19 protein-coding genes are annotated in these 20,677 nt (G+C 60.9%); 3 read left to right on the plus strand and 16 right to left on the minus strand.

Features of this window, described 5'->3' with window-relative positions; genetic code table 11:
- Positions 1–167: 167 nt before the first annotated feature.
- The gene (gene ppc, locus BW43_RS00620; RefSeq protein ID WP_032891709.1) at positions 168–2,795 is read right to left on the minus strand and encodes a phosphoenolpyruvate carboxylase; all 2,628 of its coding nucleotides are present in this window, start codon (positions 2,793–2,795) and stop codon (positions 168–170) included.
- 183 nt (positions 2,796–2,978) lie between these two features.
- Between ppc and BW43_RS00615 the strand changes: the two genes are divergently transcribed.
- The 3 genes from BW43_RS00615 (at position 2,979) to BW43_RS00605 (ending at position 4,863) form a co-directional block, all read left to right on the plus strand.
- Entirely contained in the window at positions 2,979–3,323 is a 345-nt protein-coding gene (locus BW43_RS00615) for a hypothetical protein (RefSeq protein WP_032891710.1), read from the plus strand.
- Positions 3,324–3,596: 273 nt separating this feature from the next.
- Positions 3,597–4,022 carry a DUF4398 domain-containing protein gene (locus BW43_RS00610; protein WP_032891711.1) on the plus strand — a complete coding sequence of 142 codons (426 nt, stop codon included), beginning with the start codon at positions 3,597–3,599 and terminating at the stop codon, positions 4,020–4,022.
- A gap of 55 nt (positions 4,023–4,077) precedes the next feature.
- A complete protein-coding gene (locus BW43_RS00605) occupies positions 4,078–4,863 on the plus strand; it encodes an OmpA family protein (RefSeq protein ID WP_032891712.1) in 786 nt (261 codons plus the stop codon).
- 29 nt (positions 4,864–4,892) lie between these two features.
- Here BW43_RS00605 and BW43_RS0127880 read toward each other — a convergent pair whose 3' ends face one another.
- From BW43_RS0127880 to BW43_RS00535, 15 genes are all read right to left on the minus strand, one after another.
- Positions 4,893–5,099 (minus strand): hypothetical protein, encoded by a 207-nt coding sequence (locus BW43_RS0127880; protein ID WP_032891713.1) that lies wholly within the window; start codon positions 5,097–5,099, stop codon positions 4,893–4,895.
- Between the two features lie 142 nt (positions 5,100–5,241).
- Positions 5,242–5,568: a hypothetical protein gene (locus BW43_RS00600; protein ID WP_003172217.1), complete on the minus strand. Its 327-nt coding sequence runs from the start codon at positions 5,566–5,568 to the stop codon at positions 5,242–5,244.
- 14 nt (positions 5,569–5,582) lie between these two features.
- Complete coding sequence (locus tag BW43_RS00595; protein WP_032891714.1) at positions 5,583–6,470, minus strand: alpha/beta hydrolase; 888 nt, start codon at positions 6,468–6,470, stop codon at positions 5,583–5,585.
- Positions 6,471–6,565: 95 nt separating this feature from the next.
- Positions 6,566–7,843 carry a flavohemoglobin expression-modulating QEGLA motif protein gene (locus tag BW43_RS00590; RefSeq protein ID WP_032891715.1) on the minus strand — a complete coding sequence of 426 codons (1,278 nt, stop codon included), beginning with the start codon at positions 7,841–7,843 and terminating at the stop codon, positions 6,566–6,568.
- Positions 7,844–7,865: 22 nt separating this feature from the next.
- Positions 7,866–8,414 (minus strand): hypothetical protein, encoded by a 549-nt coding sequence (locus BW43_RS00585; RefSeq protein ID WP_032891716.1) that lies wholly within the window; start codon positions 8,412–8,414, stop codon positions 7,866–7,868.
- Positions 8,415–8,430: 16 nt separating this feature from the next.
- Entirely contained in the window at positions 8,431–9,147 is a 717-nt protein-coding gene (locus BW43_RS00580) for a TetR/AcrR family transcriptional regulator (protein ID WP_032891717.1), read from the minus strand.
- 106 nt (positions 9,148–9,253) lie between these two features.
- Positions 9,254–10,756, minus strand: coding sequence for a lysine--tRNA ligase (gene lysS / locus BW43_RS00575; RefSeq protein ID WP_032891718.1), 1,503 nt, complete (start codon positions 10,754–10,756; stop codon positions 9,254–9,256).
- 79 nt (positions 10,757–10,835) lie between these two features.
- Positions 10,836–11,931, minus strand: a protein-coding gene (gene prfB / locus BW43_RS28870) for a peptide chain release factor 2 (RefSeq protein WP_099601257.1) whose coding sequence is annotated in 2 segments (ribosomal slippage) — positions 10,836–11,858 and positions 11,860–11,931 — 1,095 coding nt in all. Because the reading frame shifts where the segments join, the coding sequence is not laid out codon by codon here.
- A 206-nt stretch (positions 11,932–12,137) separates the two neighbouring features.
- Positions 12,138–13,139 carry a diguanylate cyclase gene (locus tag BW43_RS00565; protein ID WP_032891719.1) on the minus strand — a complete coding sequence of 334 codons (1,002 nt, stop codon included), beginning with the start codon at positions 13,137–13,139 and terminating at the stop codon, positions 12,138–12,140.
- A gap of 51 nt (positions 13,140–13,190) precedes the next feature.
- Positions 13,191–14,201, minus strand: coding sequence for a chemotaxis response regulator protein-glutamate methylesterase (locus BW43_RS00560; RefSeq protein WP_032891720.1), 1,011 nt, complete (start codon positions 14,199–14,201; stop codon positions 13,191–13,193).
- Positions 14,198–16,480 (minus strand): hybrid sensor histidine kinase/response regulator, encoded by a 2,283-nt coding sequence (locus BW43_RS00555; protein ID WP_032891721.1) that lies wholly within the window; start codon positions 16,478–16,480, stop codon positions 14,198–14,200. The genes BW43_RS00560 and BW43_RS00555 overlap by 4 nt, the downstream gene beginning before the upstream one ends.
- Positions 16,477–17,178 carry a chemotaxis protein CheW gene (locus BW43_RS00550; RefSeq protein WP_032891722.1) on the minus strand — a complete coding sequence of 234 codons (702 nt, stop codon included), beginning with the start codon at positions 17,176–17,178 and terminating at the stop codon, positions 16,477–16,479. The genes BW43_RS00555 and BW43_RS00550 overlap by 4 nt, the downstream gene beginning before the upstream one ends.
- On the minus strand, positions 17,175–18,431 hold the full coding sequence (locus BW43_RS00545) for a protein-glutamate O-methyltransferase CheR (RefSeq protein ID WP_032891723.1): 1,257 nt from the start codon (positions 18,429–18,431) through the stop codon (positions 17,175–17,177). Before BW43_RS00545 ends, BW43_RS00550 begins: the two co-directional genes overlap by 4 nt.
- The gene (locus BW43_RS00540; protein ID WP_032891724.1) at positions 18,428–18,940 is read right to left on the minus strand and encodes a chemotaxis protein CheW; all 513 of its coding nucleotides are present in this window, start codon (positions 18,938–18,940) and stop codon (positions 18,428–18,430) included. The genes BW43_RS00545 and BW43_RS00540 overlap by 4 nt, the downstream gene beginning before the upstream one ends.
- Positions 18,940–20,562, minus strand: a complete 1,623-nt coding sequence (locus tag BW43_RS00535) for a methyl-accepting chemotaxis protein (RefSeq protein WP_032891725.1) — start codon at positions 20,560–20,562, stop codon at positions 18,940–18,942. Before BW43_RS00535 ends, BW43_RS00540 begins: the two co-directional genes overlap by 1 nt.
- Positions 20,563–20,677: the final 115 nt, after the last annotated feature.

Below are 20,677 nucleotides of genomic sequence, written 5' to 3' on the forward strand. Positions count from 1 at the left end.
ACAGCAGGCCTTAACCACACAAGCCGCCAAAAGTCGCAGGAACCGCGCCCGGCATGCGCCATAGGTAGGGTGTGCCTGAGTGCAACCCGACGCTATAAACGCCGACCGCCCTTTTCCGGACGGTCGTCGTGGTTTATCTGCAAGCCCTTGAGAACACGCAAAAAACCTCAGCCGGTGTTGCGCAACCCGGCGGCAATACCGGCCACGGACACCAGCAGCGCCTGTTCCAGAGGGCTGTCCTGCGCCGCTTCCTGCTGGCGCGAACGTGCCAGCAACTCAGCCTGCAACAGGTGCAAGGGATCAAGGTAGGTGTTGCGCAGGCGAATGAACTCCAGGGTGTCAGGGCTGTGGGCCAGCAGTTGCGACTGGCCAGTCAGGCCAAGCACCACGTCACACGCCTGCGACAATAGGTCGCGTAAGTGCACCCCCAATGGCAACAGATCCGGCTGCACCAGGCGCTCATCATATAGACGCGCGATATCGGCATCCGCCTTGGCCAGGACCATTTCCAGCATATCGATACGGGTACGGAAGAACGGCCACTGCTCACGCATCTGCCCCAGCAGTTCACCTTCGCCGCGCTCTAACGCCTTGCTCAACGCCGCTTCCCAGCCCAGCCAGGCAGGCAGCATCAGCCGAGTCTGTGTCCAGCCGAAGATCCACGGGATGGCGCGCAGACTTTCTATACCACCAGCACGGCGCTTGGCTGGACGACTGCCCAACGGCAAACGGCCGAGCTCCTGCTCGGGGGTGGACTGGCGAAAATATTCAACGAACTGCGGATTTTCCCGCACCACCGCACGGTAGGCGCTCACACCATCGGCGGCCAATTCGTCCATCAAGTGGCGCCAGGCTGGCTCGGGTGGGGGCGGTGGCAGCAGCGTCGCTTCCAAAACGGCGGCCAGGTAAAGATTGAGGTTCTGCTCGGCGATATCCGGCAGGCCGAACTTGAAGCGGATCATCTCGCCCTGCTCAGTGGTACGGAAACGCCCTGCCACCGAGCCCGGCGGCTGCGACAGGATCGCGGCGTGTGCCGGGCCGCCGCCACGGCCGACGGTGCCACCGCGACCATGGAACAACAGCAGTTCCACCTGTTGCTCGCGGCAGATATCCACCAACCGTTCCTGGGCGCGGTATTGCGCCCACGCAGCAGCGGTGGTGCCGGCGTCCTTGGCTGAGTCGGAGTAGCCGATCATCACTTCCTGCGGGCCCTGCAAGCGCGCACGGTAGCCCGGCAGCAGCAACAGTTGTTCGATCACGGGACCGGCGTTATCCAGGTCGGCCAGGGTTTCGAACAGCGGCACCACGCGCATCGGCCGTTGTACGCCCGACTCTTTAAGCAGCAATTGCACGGCGAGCACATCCGACGCGGCGCCGGCCATGGAGATGACATAAGAACCCAACGAGGCAGCCGGCGCGGCAGCCACTTCCTTACAGGTGTTGAGTACTTCGGCTGTGTCCGCCGACGGTTTGAAATAGCCCGGCAGCAGCGGTCGCCGGTTGGCCAATTCCTTCATCAGGAAGCTGATGCGTGCGTCTTCGTCCCACTCGTCGTAACGACCGAGGCCCAGGTAATCGGTGATTTCGGTCATGGCCGCCGAATGGCGACTGGAATCCTGGCGCACATCCAGCCGCACCAGAAACAGGCCAAAGGTCACAGCACGGCGCAGGCAATCAAGCAACGGACCGTCGGCGATCACACCCATACCGCACTCATGCAGCGACTGGTAGCACAGCTCCAGCGGTTCCAGCAGGTCGCGGTTGTTCTGCAACACCTCGGCCGGTGCCGGCGTGCTGCTGCTCAATGCGGTGTGCGCCCATTGGCGTGTGGCTCGCAGACGTTCGCGCAGTTGCTTGAGCACGGCGCGGTAGGGCTCGACGCTGTCGCCAACCTTGGCCTGCAACGCCGGGCTGGCCTTTTGCATCGACAGTTCGGACGCCAAGTGGTCGATATCGCGCAGGTATAAGTCAGCGGCCATCCACCGTGCGAGCAGCAACACTTCACGGGTGACCGGCGCGGTCACATTCGGGTTGCCGTCGCGGTCGCCGCCCATCCACGACGCAAAACGAATCGGCGCGGCTTCCAAAGGCAGACGCAGGCCAGTGGCGGCATGCAGGGCCTGGTCAGCCTTGCGCAAATAATTGGGGATGGCGTGCCACAGCGAATGCTCAATCACCGCAAAGCCCCATTTGGCTTCGTCCACCGGAGTGGGTCGGGTGCGGCGGATTTCTTCGGTGTGCCAGGCTTCGGCGATCAACCGTTGCAGGCGTTGGCGGATCTGTTCGCGCTCAGCCGTGGTGAGGTCGCGGTGATCTTGCAGCGCCAGTTGCGCGGCGATGGCATCGTATTTCTGGATCAGGGTGCGGCGCGCCACTTCGGTGGGGTGGGCGGTGAGGACCAACTCGATCTCCAGGCGCCCCAACTGGCGGGCCAGGGATTCATTGCTATGGCCTTCACTTTGCAAACGCGCCAGCAATTCAGGCAACACACGGGATTCGAACGGTGCCGGCTGCGACTCGTCACGCCGGTGAATCAACTGGTACTGCTCGGCGATATTGGCGAGGTTCAGGAACTGGTTGAACGCCCGAGCCACGGGCAGCAGTTCGTCCTCCTGTAACTGGTTGAGGCTGGTGCTCAGCTCATCACCGGCACCCCGGCGGTCAGCCTTGGCGCCTTTGCGGATCTGCTCGATCTTGTCGAGAAAATCATCGCCATACTGCTCTCGAATGGTGTTGCCCAGCAGTTCACCCAGCAGGTGAACATCCTCACGCAAGCGTGCATCGATATCACTCATCAGCCAATCTCCAGCCAGAAATCCGGGACGCGCAGGCCTGCCAGAGTGCCGTCAGCATCGTTTTATGACAAGACTTTAAACCTTGCGGCTTGCAGCTAGTCTCAACTGTGAGCCGCCGCATTATCCACGCGAGCGACTGGTCACTCATCACCGCCTGCCATCGCGGGCTTTATTGAGGTTGCCATGAAAATTCGAGAACTGGCCCAGCATTGGGAAGAGAACGCTAAGGGTCGTTTGACCAAGACCGAGTACGCCATCCATCTTGATGTAGAGGCCGCCGCACGGTTGGCGGCCATCGCCGAGATGTACCCCAAGCGCAGTACCGAAGAACTGCTCGGTGAGCTGATCGGCGCGGCCCTTGAAGAGCTGGAAGCCAGCTTCCCCTACATCAAAGGGCAACACGTCATCGCCACCGATGAAGAGGGCGATCCGCTTTATGAAGACGTCGGCCCTACGCCGCGTTTTCTCACGTTGTCGCGGCGCTATCTGCATGACTTGTCGACCAGCGTCGACGAATCCAAGCACTAACCCCCGTCTATCTACCCCTTGTATTCCGGGCCTCCAAGAGGCCCGGCGTACTTCTGCGCGCAGCAAAAGTTCCATTTTTTTACGCTGACCGTTCAGTCAGTTATTTTTTTAGGCAAATCGCCATCTTCTCTGAACTATTCAAAAAAGCCTCCGGTCACAGCCAGTAAGCCATCACTTGGAACAGCCGTTTGAATAGGTGCCCCGCGCTTAACCGCCAGGCCCACAACCGCTGACCACCTGCGATGGATTTTGAAGTTTTTCAGGAGTTATCCAATGGAGTTGAAGACGATGAAGACCAGCACTGCCAAATCCTCGTTTAACCACCTGCGCGGGCTTAAATTGGCCGCGCTGGCAATCGGCACCAGCTTCGTTCTGGCGGGCTGCGCCGGCAACCCTCCGACTGAGCAATACGCAGTAACCCAGTCCGCGGTGAACAGCGCTGTCAGCGCCGGCGGCACCGAGTACGCGGCCGTAGAAATGAAGTCGGCCCAGGACAAGCTCAAGCAAGCCGAAATCGCCATGCATGACAAGAACTACGACGAAGCCCGTCGCCTGTCCGAGCAAGCCGAGTGGGATGCTCGCGTTGCAGAGCGCAAAGCCCAGGCCGCCAAAGCCGACCAGGCTGTGAAGGACTCCCAGAAAGCTGTTCAGGAGCTGCGTCAGGAAGGCATGCGCCCGGCTGCTATCCAGCAGAAATAAGCTGCTGCCCCTGATTGCATTGCACCCGATATCGAATTGAAAGGACGACATGACTATGCGTAAACAATTGATGATCCCTGCCCTGCTGGCGATGAGCGTTGCACTGGCGGCTTGCTCCACCCCGCCAAACGCGAACCTGGAAAATGCACGGACCAACTTCTCGGCCCTGCAGGCCAACCCGAACGCCACCAAAGTAGCGGCTCTGGAAACCAAGGACGCTCAGGACTGGCTGGACAAGGCTGACAAAGCCTATCGCGACAAGGAAGACCAGAAGAAAGTCGACCAACTGGCCTACCTGACCAATCAGCGCGTTGAAGTGGCTAAAGACACCATCGCGCTGCGCGAGTCCGAGGCCAAGCTGAAAAATGCTGGTGACGAACGCGCCCGCGCCCTGCTCGACGCTCGTGACGCTCAGATCAAGCAACTGCAAGACAGCCTGAACGCTAAGCAAACCGATCGCGGCACCCTGGTGACCTTTGGTGACGTGCTGTTTGCTACCAACAAGGCCGATCTGAAATCCAGCGGCCTGGTAAACATCAACAAGCTGGCGCAGTTCCTCCAGGAAAACCCGGATCGCCAAGTGATCATTGAGGGTTACACCGACAGCACCGGCGCCGACGCCTACAACCAGAGCCTCTCGGAGCGCCGTGCCGCTTCGGTTCAGGTTGCGCTGATCAAGATGGGCGTTGATCCACGCCGCATCGTGACCACCGGCTACGGCAAGGAATACCCGGTTGCCGATAATGGCAGCGTGTCGGGCCGTGCCATGAACCGTCGTGTTGAGGTGACCATCTCTAACGATAACCAACCAGTGAAGCCACGCTCTTCCGTCGCTAACTGATTGATTAACGCTGGATAAGAAAACCCACCTTACGGTGGGTTTTTTTTGGGCTCATCGAACTGGACCGTTCGATGCGTATCCTCAGCAGGCAGCTCTATCTTCGCGCCATAAGTATTGTGTGACAGCTTGTCCATCATTTGCTGGAGTTCATGGTCCTGAGCATCCAGCCGTTGCAACGACTCATGCCCCCTCGCCATGTCCAGCATGTTGCGTATTGCAGCAATAGTGATCGCCACGTTTTCGGCCCCGATCTGTGTAAGTCATACCGCATTCAGTGGTTGCTGGCGCGATACGGTTCCAGATATTTCAGTTCCGTACGGGGGCTGCAACTGCACGATCTACGGGGGCGAGTCGTAAATCGTGAGGTTTTAAGAGGGCTTACTGCTGCAGTTGTGGCGTTTCCTGCCCCATACAACGTACTGCCTGTTTCTTGTTGTTTACCAGCACGCCACTGAGGCCTTTCTGCTCGGTGTCGAACATCACCAGCACGCCATCGACGCACTGCGCCACCTGGGCCGCCGGGGTCAAAGAAATTTTGTAGTCCTCGCCAGGCACGGTTTTGAGCATGGTGAAGTCACTGAGCAACAACGCATCTTCCGGCTTGGCGAAGTGCAGGTAGCCGTAGTACCACAGGCAGCCGACGGTGCCGATGATGGTGCCGATGCCGGTGAGAATCAGCGGGATCATGTTGCGTTCTTCGCTCATTGCGGGCTCTCTGATCAGTCAACTTTAGGAATGGGGTAGTTCGGAATTTCGCCCAGGCGGCGTAGGCCGTTGAAGTGCTGCGGGTCATCCAGGTAGCGCAGCATCACGGTTTGCCAGGTCTTGTCGGCAAAGGTCTGCACATGACCGCCTCGGGTCAATTGCAACACCCTGGGCGGTGGCGCCGCCTGGTACAGACGGATGCCATTGGAAAGCGGCACGATCGGGTCATCCAGGCTGTGGAACAGCAGTTTCGGCACGCCGGTCAGCCGAGGCATGGCGTTGATCGCACTGTCGGCGTCGGGGACCAGCCAGGACAAGGGCACTTGAAACGGCCATGTTAGCCAGGAGGTACTGAGGGCGAATTGTCCTACGTCACGATAACTGGCTGGCACACCATCCAGTACCAGCGCCTTAAGCCTGGCCTGACGCTCCGGATGCTCTGCCAGGTAATGCACGGCCAGCGCACCGCCCAGGCTCTGGCCGAGAACAATCAGCGGCGGGCCCTGGGTTTCGGGGGCTTTGTCGATCCAACTGAACGCTGCATCCACATCCTGATAGATCGCCGGCAAGGACGGTTTGCCTTCGGACAACCCGTATCCGCGATAGTCCACCAGCAGCACCTGATAGCCCTGCTCCGGCAACCACCAACTGCCACCCAGGTGCCAGGCCAGATTGCCGCCGTTGCCGTGCAAGTGCAGCACCGTGCCTTTGACGGGCACGCCAGCCTTGGCCGGCAGCCACCACGCGTGCAGCTTCACGCCGTCGGCGGTGGTGAGGGTGACGTCGCGGTATTGCAAGTGCGCTTTTTCGGGCGTGAACGGCAGGCCGGGTTCGGGGTAGAACAGCAGGGAGCTGCAACCGTTCAATGTGAGTAGCAGGCATAGAATGCCGAGGATTCTCATCCGTTGAAGCCTCGTGATTAAGATGAAGTTGACCGTCTGTTGAAGATTCAATGTGGGAGGTGGTTTGCGCCCTCCCACATTTAGACCCGGTTTCTTCAGAGGATATTGGAGTAATCCGCCTCGATCCGATCAAGGCTCAAGTGGTTGAGGAAGTTGGAGAAGCACATCCACGCCGCCAATGCGTTCATGTCGCGGAACTGTTCAGGCAGGTACTTGGGCGGCACCACCAGGCCTTCGTCCACCAGTTGGCGCAGGGTACGCATGTCTTCCAGAGTGGTCTTGCCGCAGAACAGCAACGGCACCTGTTCCAGCTTGCCTTTGCGCACGGCCAACTGGATGTAGTTGTAGACCATGATGAAGCCCTTGAGGTAGGACAAATCCTTGGTAAACGGCAGTCCATTGGGCACCGAGCCACGGAATACGCGACTGGCGTTGCCATAGCTTTCAGCGATTTCAAAGCCTTGCTCGCGGAAGAATTCGAACACCTGCAGGAAATCGGCGCCCTCCTCCACCATGTGGATAGCGCGCGTGCGGTTGGTGAGTTTGCGCAGGCGACTCGGGTAGGAGGCGAAGGTGATGATCTCCATCAGAATCGCCAAGCCTTCCTGGGTCACCGTGGAAGACGGCGGGCCTTTGGACAGGAAAGTGCAGATCGGCTGGTTCTGGCCGTTGAGGGTAGTGCCGACGTGCACCAGGCCTTCATGGACTTCCAGGGCGCGCACGTCGCGATTGTTGAACATCGCATCGGCGCGGATCTTGATGTAGTCGGCCCCCGCCGCTGCATCCGCAACGATGCCGTCGGACTCGAACACGCGAATGGTTTCTTCCGCCTCGCCGAACACCTTATTCAGGCGGGTTTGCAGCAGGGCGACGGCGTCCTTGGCGGTGAGGGTCTTGGCTTCGTCCTTGAGGTCGCCACGGCCGTCGATGTTATTCAGGTAGTCGGAGAGCATCAGGCCCAGGTCGGCCAGGGTCGGGTCGCCGGCGTGGAACGCATCGGAGGCGGCGCCGTACAGCTCTTGGGAAATCAGGCCGAAGTCCTCGGTGCCGCGCGCTTCGAGCATCCGCACCACCATGCGGTACTCGCGGCACATGCGACGCATGATCTGCCCCACCGGGCTGAACTGGCCGAGGCGTCGGGTGATGTCACGCTCGATATTCTGGAATTCCAGCTTCACCGCACTGGAGTCAAACGACAGCGGCCGGTTCAGGTAATAGTCGCGGTCTACGGCAGGCATTGCCTTGCCCTTGGCCTTGAGGAATCCCTGGCGAATAGTGTCGTCCCATTTGACGGCGTCGAGGACGCGAATCGGTGTCTGTGCCAGCACAATGCGATCGGACAAGGTGCGTATCGTCTGCTGGTAATCGTCCACCGGGTGCTTCCTTCTTTAAACGTTATTTGCCCGCACGCTGATAGCGCGCGGCTTCAACGAACACATCGGCATTGGCCGGGTCATCCAGGTAGGCGAATACCCGGTCCATGGGGCTGTCCACCAACACCCCGTCGCCTTCGACGGTTTCTACGGTGCCTCCATCCAATGCCTGTTGGCCGATGGCTTGGCGGATCTGCTCCAGATCCAGGTTGTAGACCACCAATTCGTGCTTTTCGTCGAATTCGAAGCCGGCCAGGATAAAATTCCCACCGAACTTTGTAGGCAACGGCGCCGACAGGTACCACCGGTTGCCATGGCGCGACACAGTAAACAGGTACTCATCGCGCTGGCCCGGCGCCGCTTTAGGGTAGCTCACGGCTTTGTAGCGGTGCTCACCGGCGCGAGTGATGTGTAAGTTGAGCGGCTCACCCCAGGCATTCTTGCTGGACCAGTGGCCCAGCAACTCATTCGGCGCCGCTTCACGGCTTGCCAGCGGCTCCTTGAAGGTCACCAAACAACCGCTGAGCAGCAGGAACGACAAGGCGATTAGCGCGATACGCCAGGTTTTCATCAGACACCCTCCGGTGTCAGACCGAGGCCAACACCAAATGCATGTAACGCTTGAGGATCTCAAGCATCTCTTCACCGGTCAGAGGCTCTGCGCCGCCCAACAGGCCCTGATATTCCATCCGACTGATAATCGCCGTCAACACCTTGGCGTCCTGCTGCGGCTCGCGGGAGCCCAACACCTGGAAAAACTGCCCGGTGCCCTGCAATAAAATCTGCTGATGGGAACGCACCAGTTCGGCCAGGCGCGGGTTCAATAGCGCTTCCTGACGAAACGCCTGTTCGGCCATGAGGTGTTCGCGACGGTTGGTCAGTTGGCGCAGCACATAGTCGGCGGTCAGGCGCGCGATGTCATCGGCCAATTGCGAACGTGACTCCGGGCTGCCATCGCCGTAGGCAACCATCTCGCGCAACAGGCCTTCGTTACGTACCCACAGCTTGCCCATGAAGGCAGCGCTGCGTTCGACGTACTGCGCGAAGGTGTCGGTCAGCAGGTCATCGATGTCTTTGAAGTAGTAGGTGGTCGCCGACAACGGCACGCCCGCTTCCGCCGCCACCGCCCGATGGCGCACGGCTCGTACGCCCTCACGCACCACAATACGCATGGCCGCATCGAGAATGTCTTGCCGCCGTTGCTCGCTGCCCCGACGACTGGCCTTACGGCCCTGGTACTGGACGCTTTCAGCCACGGCAGCTGCAATGCCGGCGGCGCCTTCTTGTGCGATTACGCGGTTCACGACACACATCCTTGAATAGATCAAAACCTGGCGCTGTTTGCTTGACGCTTAAAAACGCCCCATAAAAAAGCCGCCTTATAAAAGGCGGCTTCGGATTTCGCTAGAGTTACGCTTGCGGCCGCATGTGCGGGAACAAGATCACATCGCGGATCGACGGCGAGTTGGTCAACAACATCACCAGTCGGTCGATGCCGATACCTTCACCGGCGGTTGGCGGCATGCCGTATTCCAGGGCGCGTACGAAGTCTGCGTCGTAGTGCATGGCTTCGTCGTCACCGGCGTCCTTATCGGCCACCTGAGCCATGAAGCGCTCGGCCTGGTCTTCCGCGTCATTCAACTCGGAGTAGGCGTTGGCGATTTCGCGGCCACCAATGAACAGCTCGAAACGGTCAGTGACGTTCGGGTTGTCATCGTTGCGACGGGCCAGCGGCGAGACTTCGAACGGGTACTGGGTAATGAAGTGCGGCTGTTCCAGCTTGTGTTCGACCAGCTCTTCGAAAATCATCACCTGCAGTTTGCCCAGGCCTTCGAAGCCCAGCACCTTGGCGCCGGCTTTCTTGGCGATGGCACGGGCTTTGTCGATGTCGTTGAGGTCGTCAGCGGTCAGCTCGGGGTTGTACTTGAGGATCGAGTCGAACACCGACAGACGTACGAACGGCTCGCCGAAGTGGAACACCTTGTCACCATACGGCACGTCGGTGCTGCCCAGGACCAGCTGTGCCAGTTCGCGGAACAGTTCTTCGGTCAGGTCCATGTTGTCTTCGTAGTCGGCGTAGGCCTGGTAGAACTCCAACATGGTGAATTCTGGGTTGTGACGGGTCGAGACACCTTCGTTACGGAAGTTGCGGTTGATCTCGAAGACCTTTTCAAAACCACCCACAACCAGACGCTTCAGGTACAGCTCCGGCGCGATACGCAGGAACATTTCCAGGTCCAGGGCGTTGTGGTGGGTTTCGAATGGCTTGGCTGCGGCACCACCGGGGATGGTTTGCAGCATCGGGGTTTCGACTTCAAGGAAGTCACGCGCCATCAGGAAGCTGCGGATGTGGGCGATGACTTGCGAACGCACGCGGAAGGTCTGGCGCACGTCTTCGTTGACGATCAGGTCAACGTAGCGCTGGCGGTAGCGCTGCTCGGTGTCGGTCAGGCCGTGGTGCTTGTCCGGTAGCGGGCGCAGGGACTTGGTCAGCAGGCGCACGCTGGTCATCTCGACGTACAGGTCGCCCTTGCCGGAACGGGCCAGGGTGCCTTCGGCGGCAATGATGTCGCCCATGTCCCAGGTTTTCACCGAGGCCAGGGTTTCTTCAGGCAAGGTCTTGCGGTTGACGTAGACCTGGATGCGACCGGTCATGTCCTGGATCACCATGAACGAGCCACGGTTGAGCATGATGCGACCTGCCACTTTGACCGGGATCGCAGCCTCTGCCAGCTCTTCCTTGGTCTTGTCCGCGTACTGTTTCTGCAAGGCATCGCAGTAGTTTTCGCGGCGGAAGTCATTGGGGAAGGCATTGCCCTTCGCGCGCTCGGCAGCAAGCTTTTCCTTGCGCAGGGCGATCAGGGAGTTTTCTTCCTGTTGCAGGGCTTGCGGGTCGAGTTGTTGGTCGCTCATGTCTTTAAAATTTCCATCAGGTTCGTTGTCCCCGGCCTGCGGCCGGGGATCGCCGGCAAGCCGGCTCCTACAATCTTTATTACAAGCCGGACTTCAGGCTGGCTTCCAGGTATTCGTCGATATCGCCGTCGAGCACCTTGTCGCAGTCGCTGCGTTCGATGTTAGTGCGCAGATCCTTGATCCGCGACGCATCGAGCACATACGAACGGATCTGGTGACCCCAGCCGATATCCGACTTGGTGTCTTCCAGCGCCTGGGAAGCGGCGTTGCGCTTCTGCATTTCCTGCTCGTACAACTTGGCCCGCAGCATTTTCATGGCGGTGTCCTTGTTGGCGTGCTGGGAACGTTCGTTCTGGCAGCTGACCACGGTGTTGGTCGGTACGTGAGTAATACGTACGGCCGAGTCGGTGGTGTTTACGTGCTGACCACCAGCACCGGAGGAACGGTAGGTGTCGATACGCAGGTCGGCCGGGTTGATCTCGATTTCCACCTTGTCGTCGATCTCTGGCGAGACGAACACCGCGGAGAAAGAAGTGTGGCGACGGTTGCCGGAGTCGAACGGGCTCTTGCGCACCAGGCGGTGCACGCCGATTTCGGTACGCAGCCAGCCAAAGGCGTATTCACCCTTGATGTGCACGGTCGCGCCCTTGATGCCAGCCACTTCACCGGCCGACAGCTCCATGATGGTGGCGTCGAAGCCGCGTTTGTCGGCCCAGCGCAGGTACATGCGCAGCAGGATGTTGGCCCAGTCCTGGGCTTCGGTGCCGCCGGAACCGGCCTGGATGTCCAGGTAGGCGTTGTTCGGGTCCATTTCATGGCTGAACATGCGGCGGAATTCGAGCTTGGCGAGGTTTTCCTCTAGACGGGCCAGCTCGGCGATGACATCGCCCACTGCGCCTTCGTCGTTTTCTTCGACGGCCATGTCCAGCAGGTCACGGCAATCGGCCAGACCGGTGTTCAGTTCGTCGAGGGTGTCGACGATCTGCGCTAGCGCAGCGCGCTCGCGGCCCAACTCTTGGGCGTATTCAGGTTTGTTCCAGACACTCGGATCTTCAAGCTCACGATTGACTTCGGTCAGACGCTCATGCTTTTGATCGTAGTCAAAGATACCCCCGAATAGTTTCGGAGCGCTCGGACAGGTCCTTGATGGTGTTCAGGATCGGGTTGATTTCCATGGCGGGCAGCACTCGTTGGCGAACTTTTGAAAGCCGGCGAGTATAACGGCAAACGGGGGGGAGCGGCAGCCCGCCTGGCGAAAAGGCAGACTACGCTGGGTTAAATGTGAGAGGGGGCCTGCTCCCGATGGCGGTGCATCAGGTGACTGACCCTCCGCTATCGGGGGCAAGCCCCCTCCCACATGTTGATCGGTTGCGGCCTCGATTCACTCGATGCCGACCTGATTACGCCCATTGTGTTTGGCCGTATACAAGCCCTTGTCCGCCGCCAATATCAGCTGCCGACAATCCGTACCCTGCTGCGGCGTGGTGGTCGACAGGCCGATGCTGATCGTCAGGCTGGAGCCTTCTGCCGGGGCTATATGCGGGATTTTCAACGCCGCGACGGCCATGCGCAGCTTTTCGGCCACCAGTCGCGCGCCTCCCGGTGAGGTGTTCGGCAGCACCAACGCAAACTCTTCACCACCGTAGCGTGCCGGCAGGTCCGAAGGGCGACTGCTGGCATCGCGGATGGTGGCGGCAACTTTGCGCAGGGCTTCGTCGCCTTCGACGTGACCGAAGCTGTCGTTATAGGTCTTGAAGAAGTCCACGTCGATCATCAGCAGCGACAGTTGGGTCTGGTCGCGCATGGCGCGGCGCCATTCCAGTTCCAGGTATTCGTCGAAGTGACGGCGGTTGGACAGCCCGGTAAGGCCATCGGAGTTCATCAGGCGTTGCAGCACCAGGTTGGTGTCCAGCAACTGTTGCTGGCTGACCCGCAGCGCGCGGTAAGCAGCATCGCGCTGCAGCAGCGTCATGTAGGAACGCGAGTGATAGCGGATGCGTGCCACCAGTTCGATGTTGTCCGGCAGCTTGACCAGGTAGTCGTTGGCCCCCGCCGAGAACGCCGCGCTCTTGATCAGCGGGTCTTCCTTGGTGGATAGCACGATGATCGGGATGTTCTGCGTGGCCGGGTGATTGCGGTAATCGCGCACCAGAGTCAGGCCATCAAGGCCGGGCATCACCAAGTCCTGCAGGATCACCGTCGGCTTGATGCGGATAGCCTGGGCAATCGCCTGGTGCGGATCGGCGCAGAAGTGGAAATCGATGTTTTCTTCATGGGCCAGGCCGCGTCGGACCGCTTCGCCGATCATGGCCTGGTCGTCGACCAGCAACACCATGGCGGCATTTTCGTCGGTCTTGATGTCGTCGATCTGTAAATCATTCATCTGCAGTCACCTGAATTACTACCTGCAAGCCAGCATCGCGCAAGGTCATGTTCATTGTGCAAAGACCTCCAGTAATCGGGGCGCAATTCTGTCCAGAGGGCGAATTTCAACAGCGGCATCAATCGCCGCCGCCGCTTTGGGCATGCCATACACCGCCGAGCTCTGCTGATCCTGGGCGATGGTCAAATAACCTTGTTCACGCAATAACTTAAGGCCCTGGGCCCCGTCACGACCCATGCCGGTCAGCAGTACGCCGACGGCGTCACCATTCCAGTGGCTGGCCACGCTTTCGAAGAACACGTCGATCGAAGGCCGGTAAATCTCGTTCACCGGCTCTGCGGTATAGGCTAGCGTGCCGTTCTTCAATAGACGAATGTGGTGATTGGTACCGGCCAGCAAGACCACACCGCTTTGCGGCGGTTCGCCTTCGCGGGCCAGGCGCACCGGCAGCCCGGAAGCACTGCTGAGCCATTCGGCCATGCCGGCGGCAAAGACCTGGTCCACATGCTGCACCAGCACAATGGCAGCGGGAAAGTCACGGGGTAAACCCTTGAGCAGGATTTCCAGGGCAGCCGGGCCACCCGCCGAAGAGCCGATAGCCACCAAACTCTGGCGCTTGCCGGAGGTGCGCGCTGACGTGGTTTCGGTGCGCACGCGGCTGCCGCGCTGGCCGATCAGCCAGCCGATGTTGAGGATTTTGCGCAGCAGCGGTGCCGCCGCATCCTTTGGATTGCCTACGCCGAGTGCGGGCGTGTCCACCACATCCAGGGCGCCGTGGCCCATGGCTTCGAACACCCGGCTCATATTGGCCTGGCGGTCGACGGTCACCAACAGGATCGCGCACGGGGTCTCGGCCATGATCTGCCGCGTGGCCTCCACGCCGTCCATCACCGGCATGATCAGATCCATCAGGATCAGGTCAGGCGTCAACTCAGCGCAGCGCTGCACTGCCTCCAGACCATTGCCGGCCACCCACACCACCTCGTGCGAGGGCTCGAAATTCAAGGCGCGGCGCAAGGCCTCCACGGCCAGGGGCATGTCGTTGACGATCGCAACCCTCATGACCGCGCGCCCCCAATCAGCTCCACGACGGCATCCAGCAACGCGTCGTCGTGGAAGCTGGCCTTGGCCAAGTAATAATCGGCGCCGGCATCCAACCCACGGCGACGGTCCTCTTCACGGTCTTTGTACGACACCACCATCACCGGCAACGATTGCAGGCGAGTATCACGGCGCAAGAGTGTGACCAATTCAATACCGTCCATGCGAGGCATATCAATGTCAGTGATCAGCAGGTCGAAGTCTTCGGAACGTAAGGCGTTCCAGCCGTCCATACCGTCGACCGCAACGGCCACTTCGTACCCGCGATTAAGCAGCAATTTACGTTGCAACTCACGCACGGTGAGCGAGTCATCCACCACCAGTACGCGTTTGCGCGGCGCCTCGGTGACCTGCTGGCTGCGCCGGGCGATGCGTTCCAGGCGCCCGGTGTTGAGCAGCTTGTCCACCGAACGCAGCATGTCTTCCACATCGACGATCAACACCACCGAGCCGTCATCCAGCAAGGCGCCGGCGGAAATATCCTGGACCTTGCCCAGGCGGTCATCCAGCGGCAACACCACGAGGGTTCGCTCGCCGATGAAACGTTCAACGGCGATACCGTACACCGCATCGCGCTCGCGGATCACCACCACCTTCAAGGTCTCGTCATTGGTCTGCCCCGGCGGGCGCTGTAACAACTGGCTGGCGGCGACCAGGCCAACATGCCGCCCCTCGTGCCAGAAATGCTGGCGGCCTTCGAGTTGCACAATGTCGTCGGGGGCCAGGTCACACATACGTTCTATATGCGCCAGCGGGAACGCATAGGCTTCTTCGCCAACTTCCACCACCAGGCTGCGCACCACCGAAAGGGTCAGCGGCACCTCCAGGTGAAAACGACTGCCCTGCCCCGCCGTCTGCTCCAGCACCACCGCGCCGCGCAACTGGCGGACCATATGCTGCACCGCATCCAGTCCGACGCCGCGCCCGGACACCTCGGTAACCTTGTCGCGCAGGCTGAAGCCCGGCAGGAACAGGAACGTCAGCAGTTCCTCTTCGCTCAGGTTCAACACGGTCTCCAGGGTCGACAGATGCCGGTCGACAATGGTCCCGCGCAGGCGCTCCAGGTCGACGCCGTTGCCGTCGTCGCTCAGTTCCAGCACCAGTAAACCGGCCTGATGGGAGGCACGCAGGCGGATCAAGCCTTCGGCGGGTTTGCCGGCCAGCAGGCGCTGGTCGGGCATTTCGATGCCGTGGTCGACGGCGTTGCGCAATAGATGGGTGAGTGGCGCTTCGAGCTTTTCCAACACGTCACGGTCGACCTGGGTCTTTTCGCCCTCGATCTCCAGGCGCACCTGCTTGCCGAGGCTGCGGCCGAGGTCGCGCACCATACGCACCTGCCCGGCCAGCACATCGGCAAACGGACGCATGCGACAGGCCAGCGCAGTGTCGTAGAGCACCTGAGCGCGCTGCCCGGCCTGCCAGCCGAACTCATCCAGCTCGGCAGTTTTTTCCGCCAGTAAGGCCTGCGCCTCGCTCAGCAGGCGACGGGTATCAGCCAGGGCTTCCTGGGCTTCGAGGTTCAGATCCAGAGTCTTGAGGTGGCCGTCCAGTGTGTCCAGGGCGCGCACGCTATTGCTTTGAATGCGTTTGAGGCGCTGCATGCTGGCCAGATAGGGCTTGAGCCGCTGGGTTTCCACCAGGGATTTGCTCGACAGATCCAGCAGACTGTTCAAGCGCTCGGCGGTCACGCGCAACACGCGCTCGCCGCCTTCGGTCATGCGCTTGCCCTGACGCGGCGGATCGCTGGCAACAGGGGGAGCGGGCTCGGGCTCCGGCGGCAATTCTTCGATGACCGGCGCGGGTGCAGGCTGGGACACGACAGGCGGTGGCGCAGCTTTGGCGGTGGGCTGCGACGGATCCAACAGGCGCTCCATCAACGCCACATAAGCGTCGATGTCCGCTGGCCCCACGGTGTTTCCCGGGGTGGCGATGCGCATCAGCAGGTCGGTGCCTTGCAGCAAGGCGTCAATGTGTTCGGGTTGCAGGTGCAGGCGACTTTCCTGGGCGCTGACCAGGCAATCCTCCATGACGTGGGACACGCTGACACCCGCATCCACCCCCACGATCCGCGCCGCGCCCTTGAGCGAATGGGCCGCGCGCATGCAGGCTTCAAGCTGATCGGCCTGGGTCGGGTTACGCTCCAGGGCCAGCAGGCCCGCGCTCAGTACCTGGGTCTGTGCATCGGCTTCCAGGCTGAACAGTTCCAGCAGCGAGGCGTCGCGCATCTGATCGGGGGTCATGTGAGGCTCCGGGTCACGGCGGACAACAGTTGCGCCTCATCCAGCCAACGCAGGCTTCGGCCCTTCCATTGCAACACGCCCTGAGTGAAGCGTGCGCTGGCCTGGGAGCCAGGCGCCGACGCAGCGTTCAAGGTGCGCTCATCGATGGCATGGATGCCGTCCACTTCGTCCACCGGTACCACCACTGGGCCATCCTGCGCGGCGATGATCAACATACGCGGCATGATCCGCCCGCCACTGGCGCCGTGACCAGTGTTGTCCAGGCCGAGCAGCTCCACCAGAGACAGGCACGCCACCAGCGCCCCCCGCACGTTCGCCACGCCGAGCAAAGCGCGGGAACGCTGGTGCGGCAGCGAGTGAATCGGTTGCAACGGAGCCACCTCCACCAGGCAGCGGGTGGCGATACCCAACCACTCTTCACCGAGACGGAACATCAGCAACGAGCGGGTGACGATCTCTTCGTCGACTTCAACTGCAGCGGCCGGACGATGGTCGTCCTGCTGCAGGGCGTAGCGATCCAGCAGGCGCGTGGCGGCCGCTGAGTACACCGCACAGTTGCGGCAGTGGATATGGTCCACCAGCAGCGGGCAGGACTTGTCGCCGTGGATACCGATCCGGTTCCAGCAGTCGTCGATGGCCTGGGTGTCGGCCATAGTCAGGTCCAGGCCGGCGGTGTCGAGCGCGTCGGGGCTACTCATCGTTTGGACTCACTGTCTGCTCGCTCGCTACGGGCAGCCCGCGCTTGCAAACGGCGCGCCCCCGCGCTGTCGCCCTGGGATTCGAGCAACGCGGCCAGGTGAATCAAGGCCTGCGGGTGCTGAGGTTCCAGGTACAAGGCTTTCCGATAAAACCCCTGAGCCTCCAGGGCGCTGCCGGCCACATCGCTGAGCAGCCCCAGCCAGTAGAACACTTGGGCGGCTGGCGGGTGGCTGTTCAAATACTGCTCGCAGGCGACACGGGCCTCGGCACTCTTGCCTTCGTTGGCCAAGGTGGCGATACGGCTGAGCAAGGTACCCGCGTCGGAAGGCGGCGGTGGCTTGATCGGCACCACCTGGGCGCTCGCGGTACTGAACGGCCTTGGCTTGACGGGGATGGGCGCCGCGCTGCGCTGAGGGCTCGGTATCGGCACGAATACCGGCGCCGGCAGGTTAGGTTCGGCGTGCCGACTAAAGGCGAAAGACTGCGGCACCCCGATCGAACGCATGCCATGCCGGCCCAGCAGGCTGCCCTCGGCCGGGCCGATAAACAGTACGCCGTCTACGTGGGTCAGGCCCTTGAGCACATCGAACACTTGCTTCTGCGTCGGCTGGTCGAAATAGATCAAAAGGTTGCGGCAAAACACGAAATCGTAGCTCGCCTCGTTCGCCAGCAGCGTCGGGTCCAGTAAGTTGCCGACTTGCAGGCGCACTTGTTCGCGCACGCGGTCGGCGATGTGGAACCCGTCGCTGTGTTCGGTGAAGTGGCGATCGCGAAAGGCAATATCGCTACCGCGGAACGAGTTCTTGCCATATACCCCGCGCCGCGCACGCTCCACCGACAGCGGGCTGACGTCCAAGCCGAGCACCTTGAACTGATGCGGCGCCAGGCCGGCATCGAGCAGGGCCATGGCAATCGAATAGGGTTCTTCGCCGGTGGAGCACGGCAGGCTGAGGATGCGCAGTGCGCGCATCTGCTTGATCTCGGCCAGGCGTGCAATCGCCAACCGGGCCAGGGTCGCAAAGGATTCGGGGTAACGGAAAAACCACGTCTCGGGAACGATCACCGCTTCGATCAGTGCTTGCTGCTCGTCGTGGGAGCTTTGCAGGCGCTGCCAGTATTCGCCTGGCGTCTGCGCCTGCACGGCCTGGCTGCGCTGGCGCACGGCGCGCTCGATAATCGCCTCGCCGACCGACGCGACGTCCAGGCCGATACGTTCCTTGAGGAAGGCAAAGAAGCGCGGGTCGTTGCTCATACGCTCAGCTCGGCAGAAAACAACAGGGCGCGCACGTCATCGGTGAGCACGTCGTTCACGCCGATCCATTGCATCAGGCCCAACGCATCCTCACGCACAGGCCCCAAATAGCGCGCCTGCGGGTTCTCCAGGCCATAAGGCTGAAATTCCGCGGGATCGCAACGCAGGGTATCGGTGGCCTGCTCGAGGATCAGCCCCAACCGGCGAGACTCAACCCAGGGTTGCGGCTGGTAATTGACCAACACCAACCGCGTGCTGGTACGCGCCTGGGCCGCCGTACCGAAGGTCAGCGCACTCAGGTCGATGACCGGCACCAACGCTCCGCGATGAGCAAAGATACCCGCCACCCAAGAGGGCGCATGGGCTATGGGTTTGAGCGGCAGGCGCGGCAGCACCTCGGCCACTTCGGTGGCCTTGAGGGCATAACGTTCACTGCCGATGTGAAACACCAGGAACAACGCCTTTTTCGCTGCCGGGACGGCGCCGCGTTTAGCCGCGAGGTCGCTCATCAGACTTTGAAACGCGACACGCCGCTGCGCAGACCCACCGCAACCTGGCTCAGTTCATCAATGGCAAAGCTGGCTTGGCGCAGGGATTCGACGGTCTGGCTGCTGGCATCACCCAACTGCACCAGCGCGTGGTTGATCTGCTCGGCGCCGGTGGCCTGGGCCTGCATGCCCTCGTTGACCATCAACACCCGCGGCGCCAAGGCCTGTACCTGATGGATGATCTGCGACAGTTGCTCGCCCACTTGCTGCACTTCGAACATGCCGCGGCGCACTTCTTCGGAGAACTTGTCCATGCCCATCACACCAGCGGAAACCGCCGACTGAATCTCACGCACCATCTGCTCGATGTCGTAAGTGGCCACGGCGGTCTGATCGGCGAGACGACGCACTTCGGTGGCGACCACGGCAAACCCGCGGCCGTATTCACCGGCTTTTTCCGCTTCGATGGCGGCGTTCAGGGACAACAGGTTGGTCTGGTCGGCGACTTTGACGATGGTCACCACCACCTGGTTGATGTTGCCGGCCTTCTCATTGAGGATCGCCAGTTTGGCGTTCACCAGGTCGGCGGCCCCCATCACCGAATGCATGGTCTCTTCCATACGCGCCAGGCCCTGCTGGCCAGAACCGGCGGCCACCGAAGCCTGGTCGGCAGCGGTGGAGACTTCGGTCATGGTACGCACCAGATCCTTGGAAGTGGCGGCGATTTCCCGCGAAGTGGCGCCGATCTCGGTGGTGGTCGCGGCAGTTTCGGTAGCGGTGGCCTGCTGCTGCTTGGAGGTCGCCGCAATCTCCGTCACTGAGGTGGTGACCTGAACCGAAGAGCGTTGCGCCTGGGAAACCAGAGCGGTGAGCTCGGTCATCATGTCGTTAAAGCCGGTTTCTACCGCGTTGAATTCGTCCTTGCGCTCCAGGTTCAGGCGCTTGCTCAGGTCGCCAGTGCGCATGGTGTCAAGGATTTCGACGATGCGCTGCATCGGCGCCATGATCGCGCGCATCAGCAGCAGGCCGCACAGGCCGGCGGCGAGGATGGCGATGATCAGCGACACACCCATGCTGATCTTGGCCGACAGAACGGCGTCGTCAATCGCCGCGGTGGCGCGATCAGAGACGTTTTTGTTCTCCGTAATAATGTCATTGAGCTTCATGCGACCTTCGATCCAGATCGGCGTCAGTTGCTCTTCAAGCAACTCGCGTGCAGCGGGCAGGTCGTTGTTCTGGACGCGGTCCAGCAACTGCTCAAGGACCTTGTTGTAATTGATGTGTGCGGCTTTGAAGTTATCGAACTCCATGCGATCAGCCTGGCTGCGCACGGTTTTTTCGTAATTAGCCATCTGTTGCTCAATACGCGCTTCGAAGGCCTTGTAGTCGGCCTTGTCGGTATTGGTGAAGGTTTTATCCTCACGCAGACCAATGATGTCGATGGTCTGAAGGTAACTGTCGACCCACGCGCTGCGGATCATAGAACTGAGATAAACCCCCGGTACCGCATCGTCCCGGACGGCTTCCTGACTGGTTTCGATCTTCAGCAACCGTGAGTAGGAGACCACAACCATTAACAGCATGATGGCGATAATGACCGCAAAACTTGCCAGGATGCGTTGGCGCAAGGTCCAGTTCTTCACAGTAATTCCTCGAAGGGCCATTCAAATGGAGGGGAGTATAGCTGAGCAGAAGGCCTCATTAATCAATGGGTTTTGATGCAGCGCTCATGGAATGCAAAAACACCCTGGGGCATTC

It is taken from the genome of Pseudomonas sp. RIT357 (assembly GCF_000632245.1).
GTDB lineage: Bacteria > Pseudomonadota > Gammaproteobacteria > Pseudomonadales > Pseudomonadaceae > Aquipseudomonas > Aquipseudomonas sivasensis.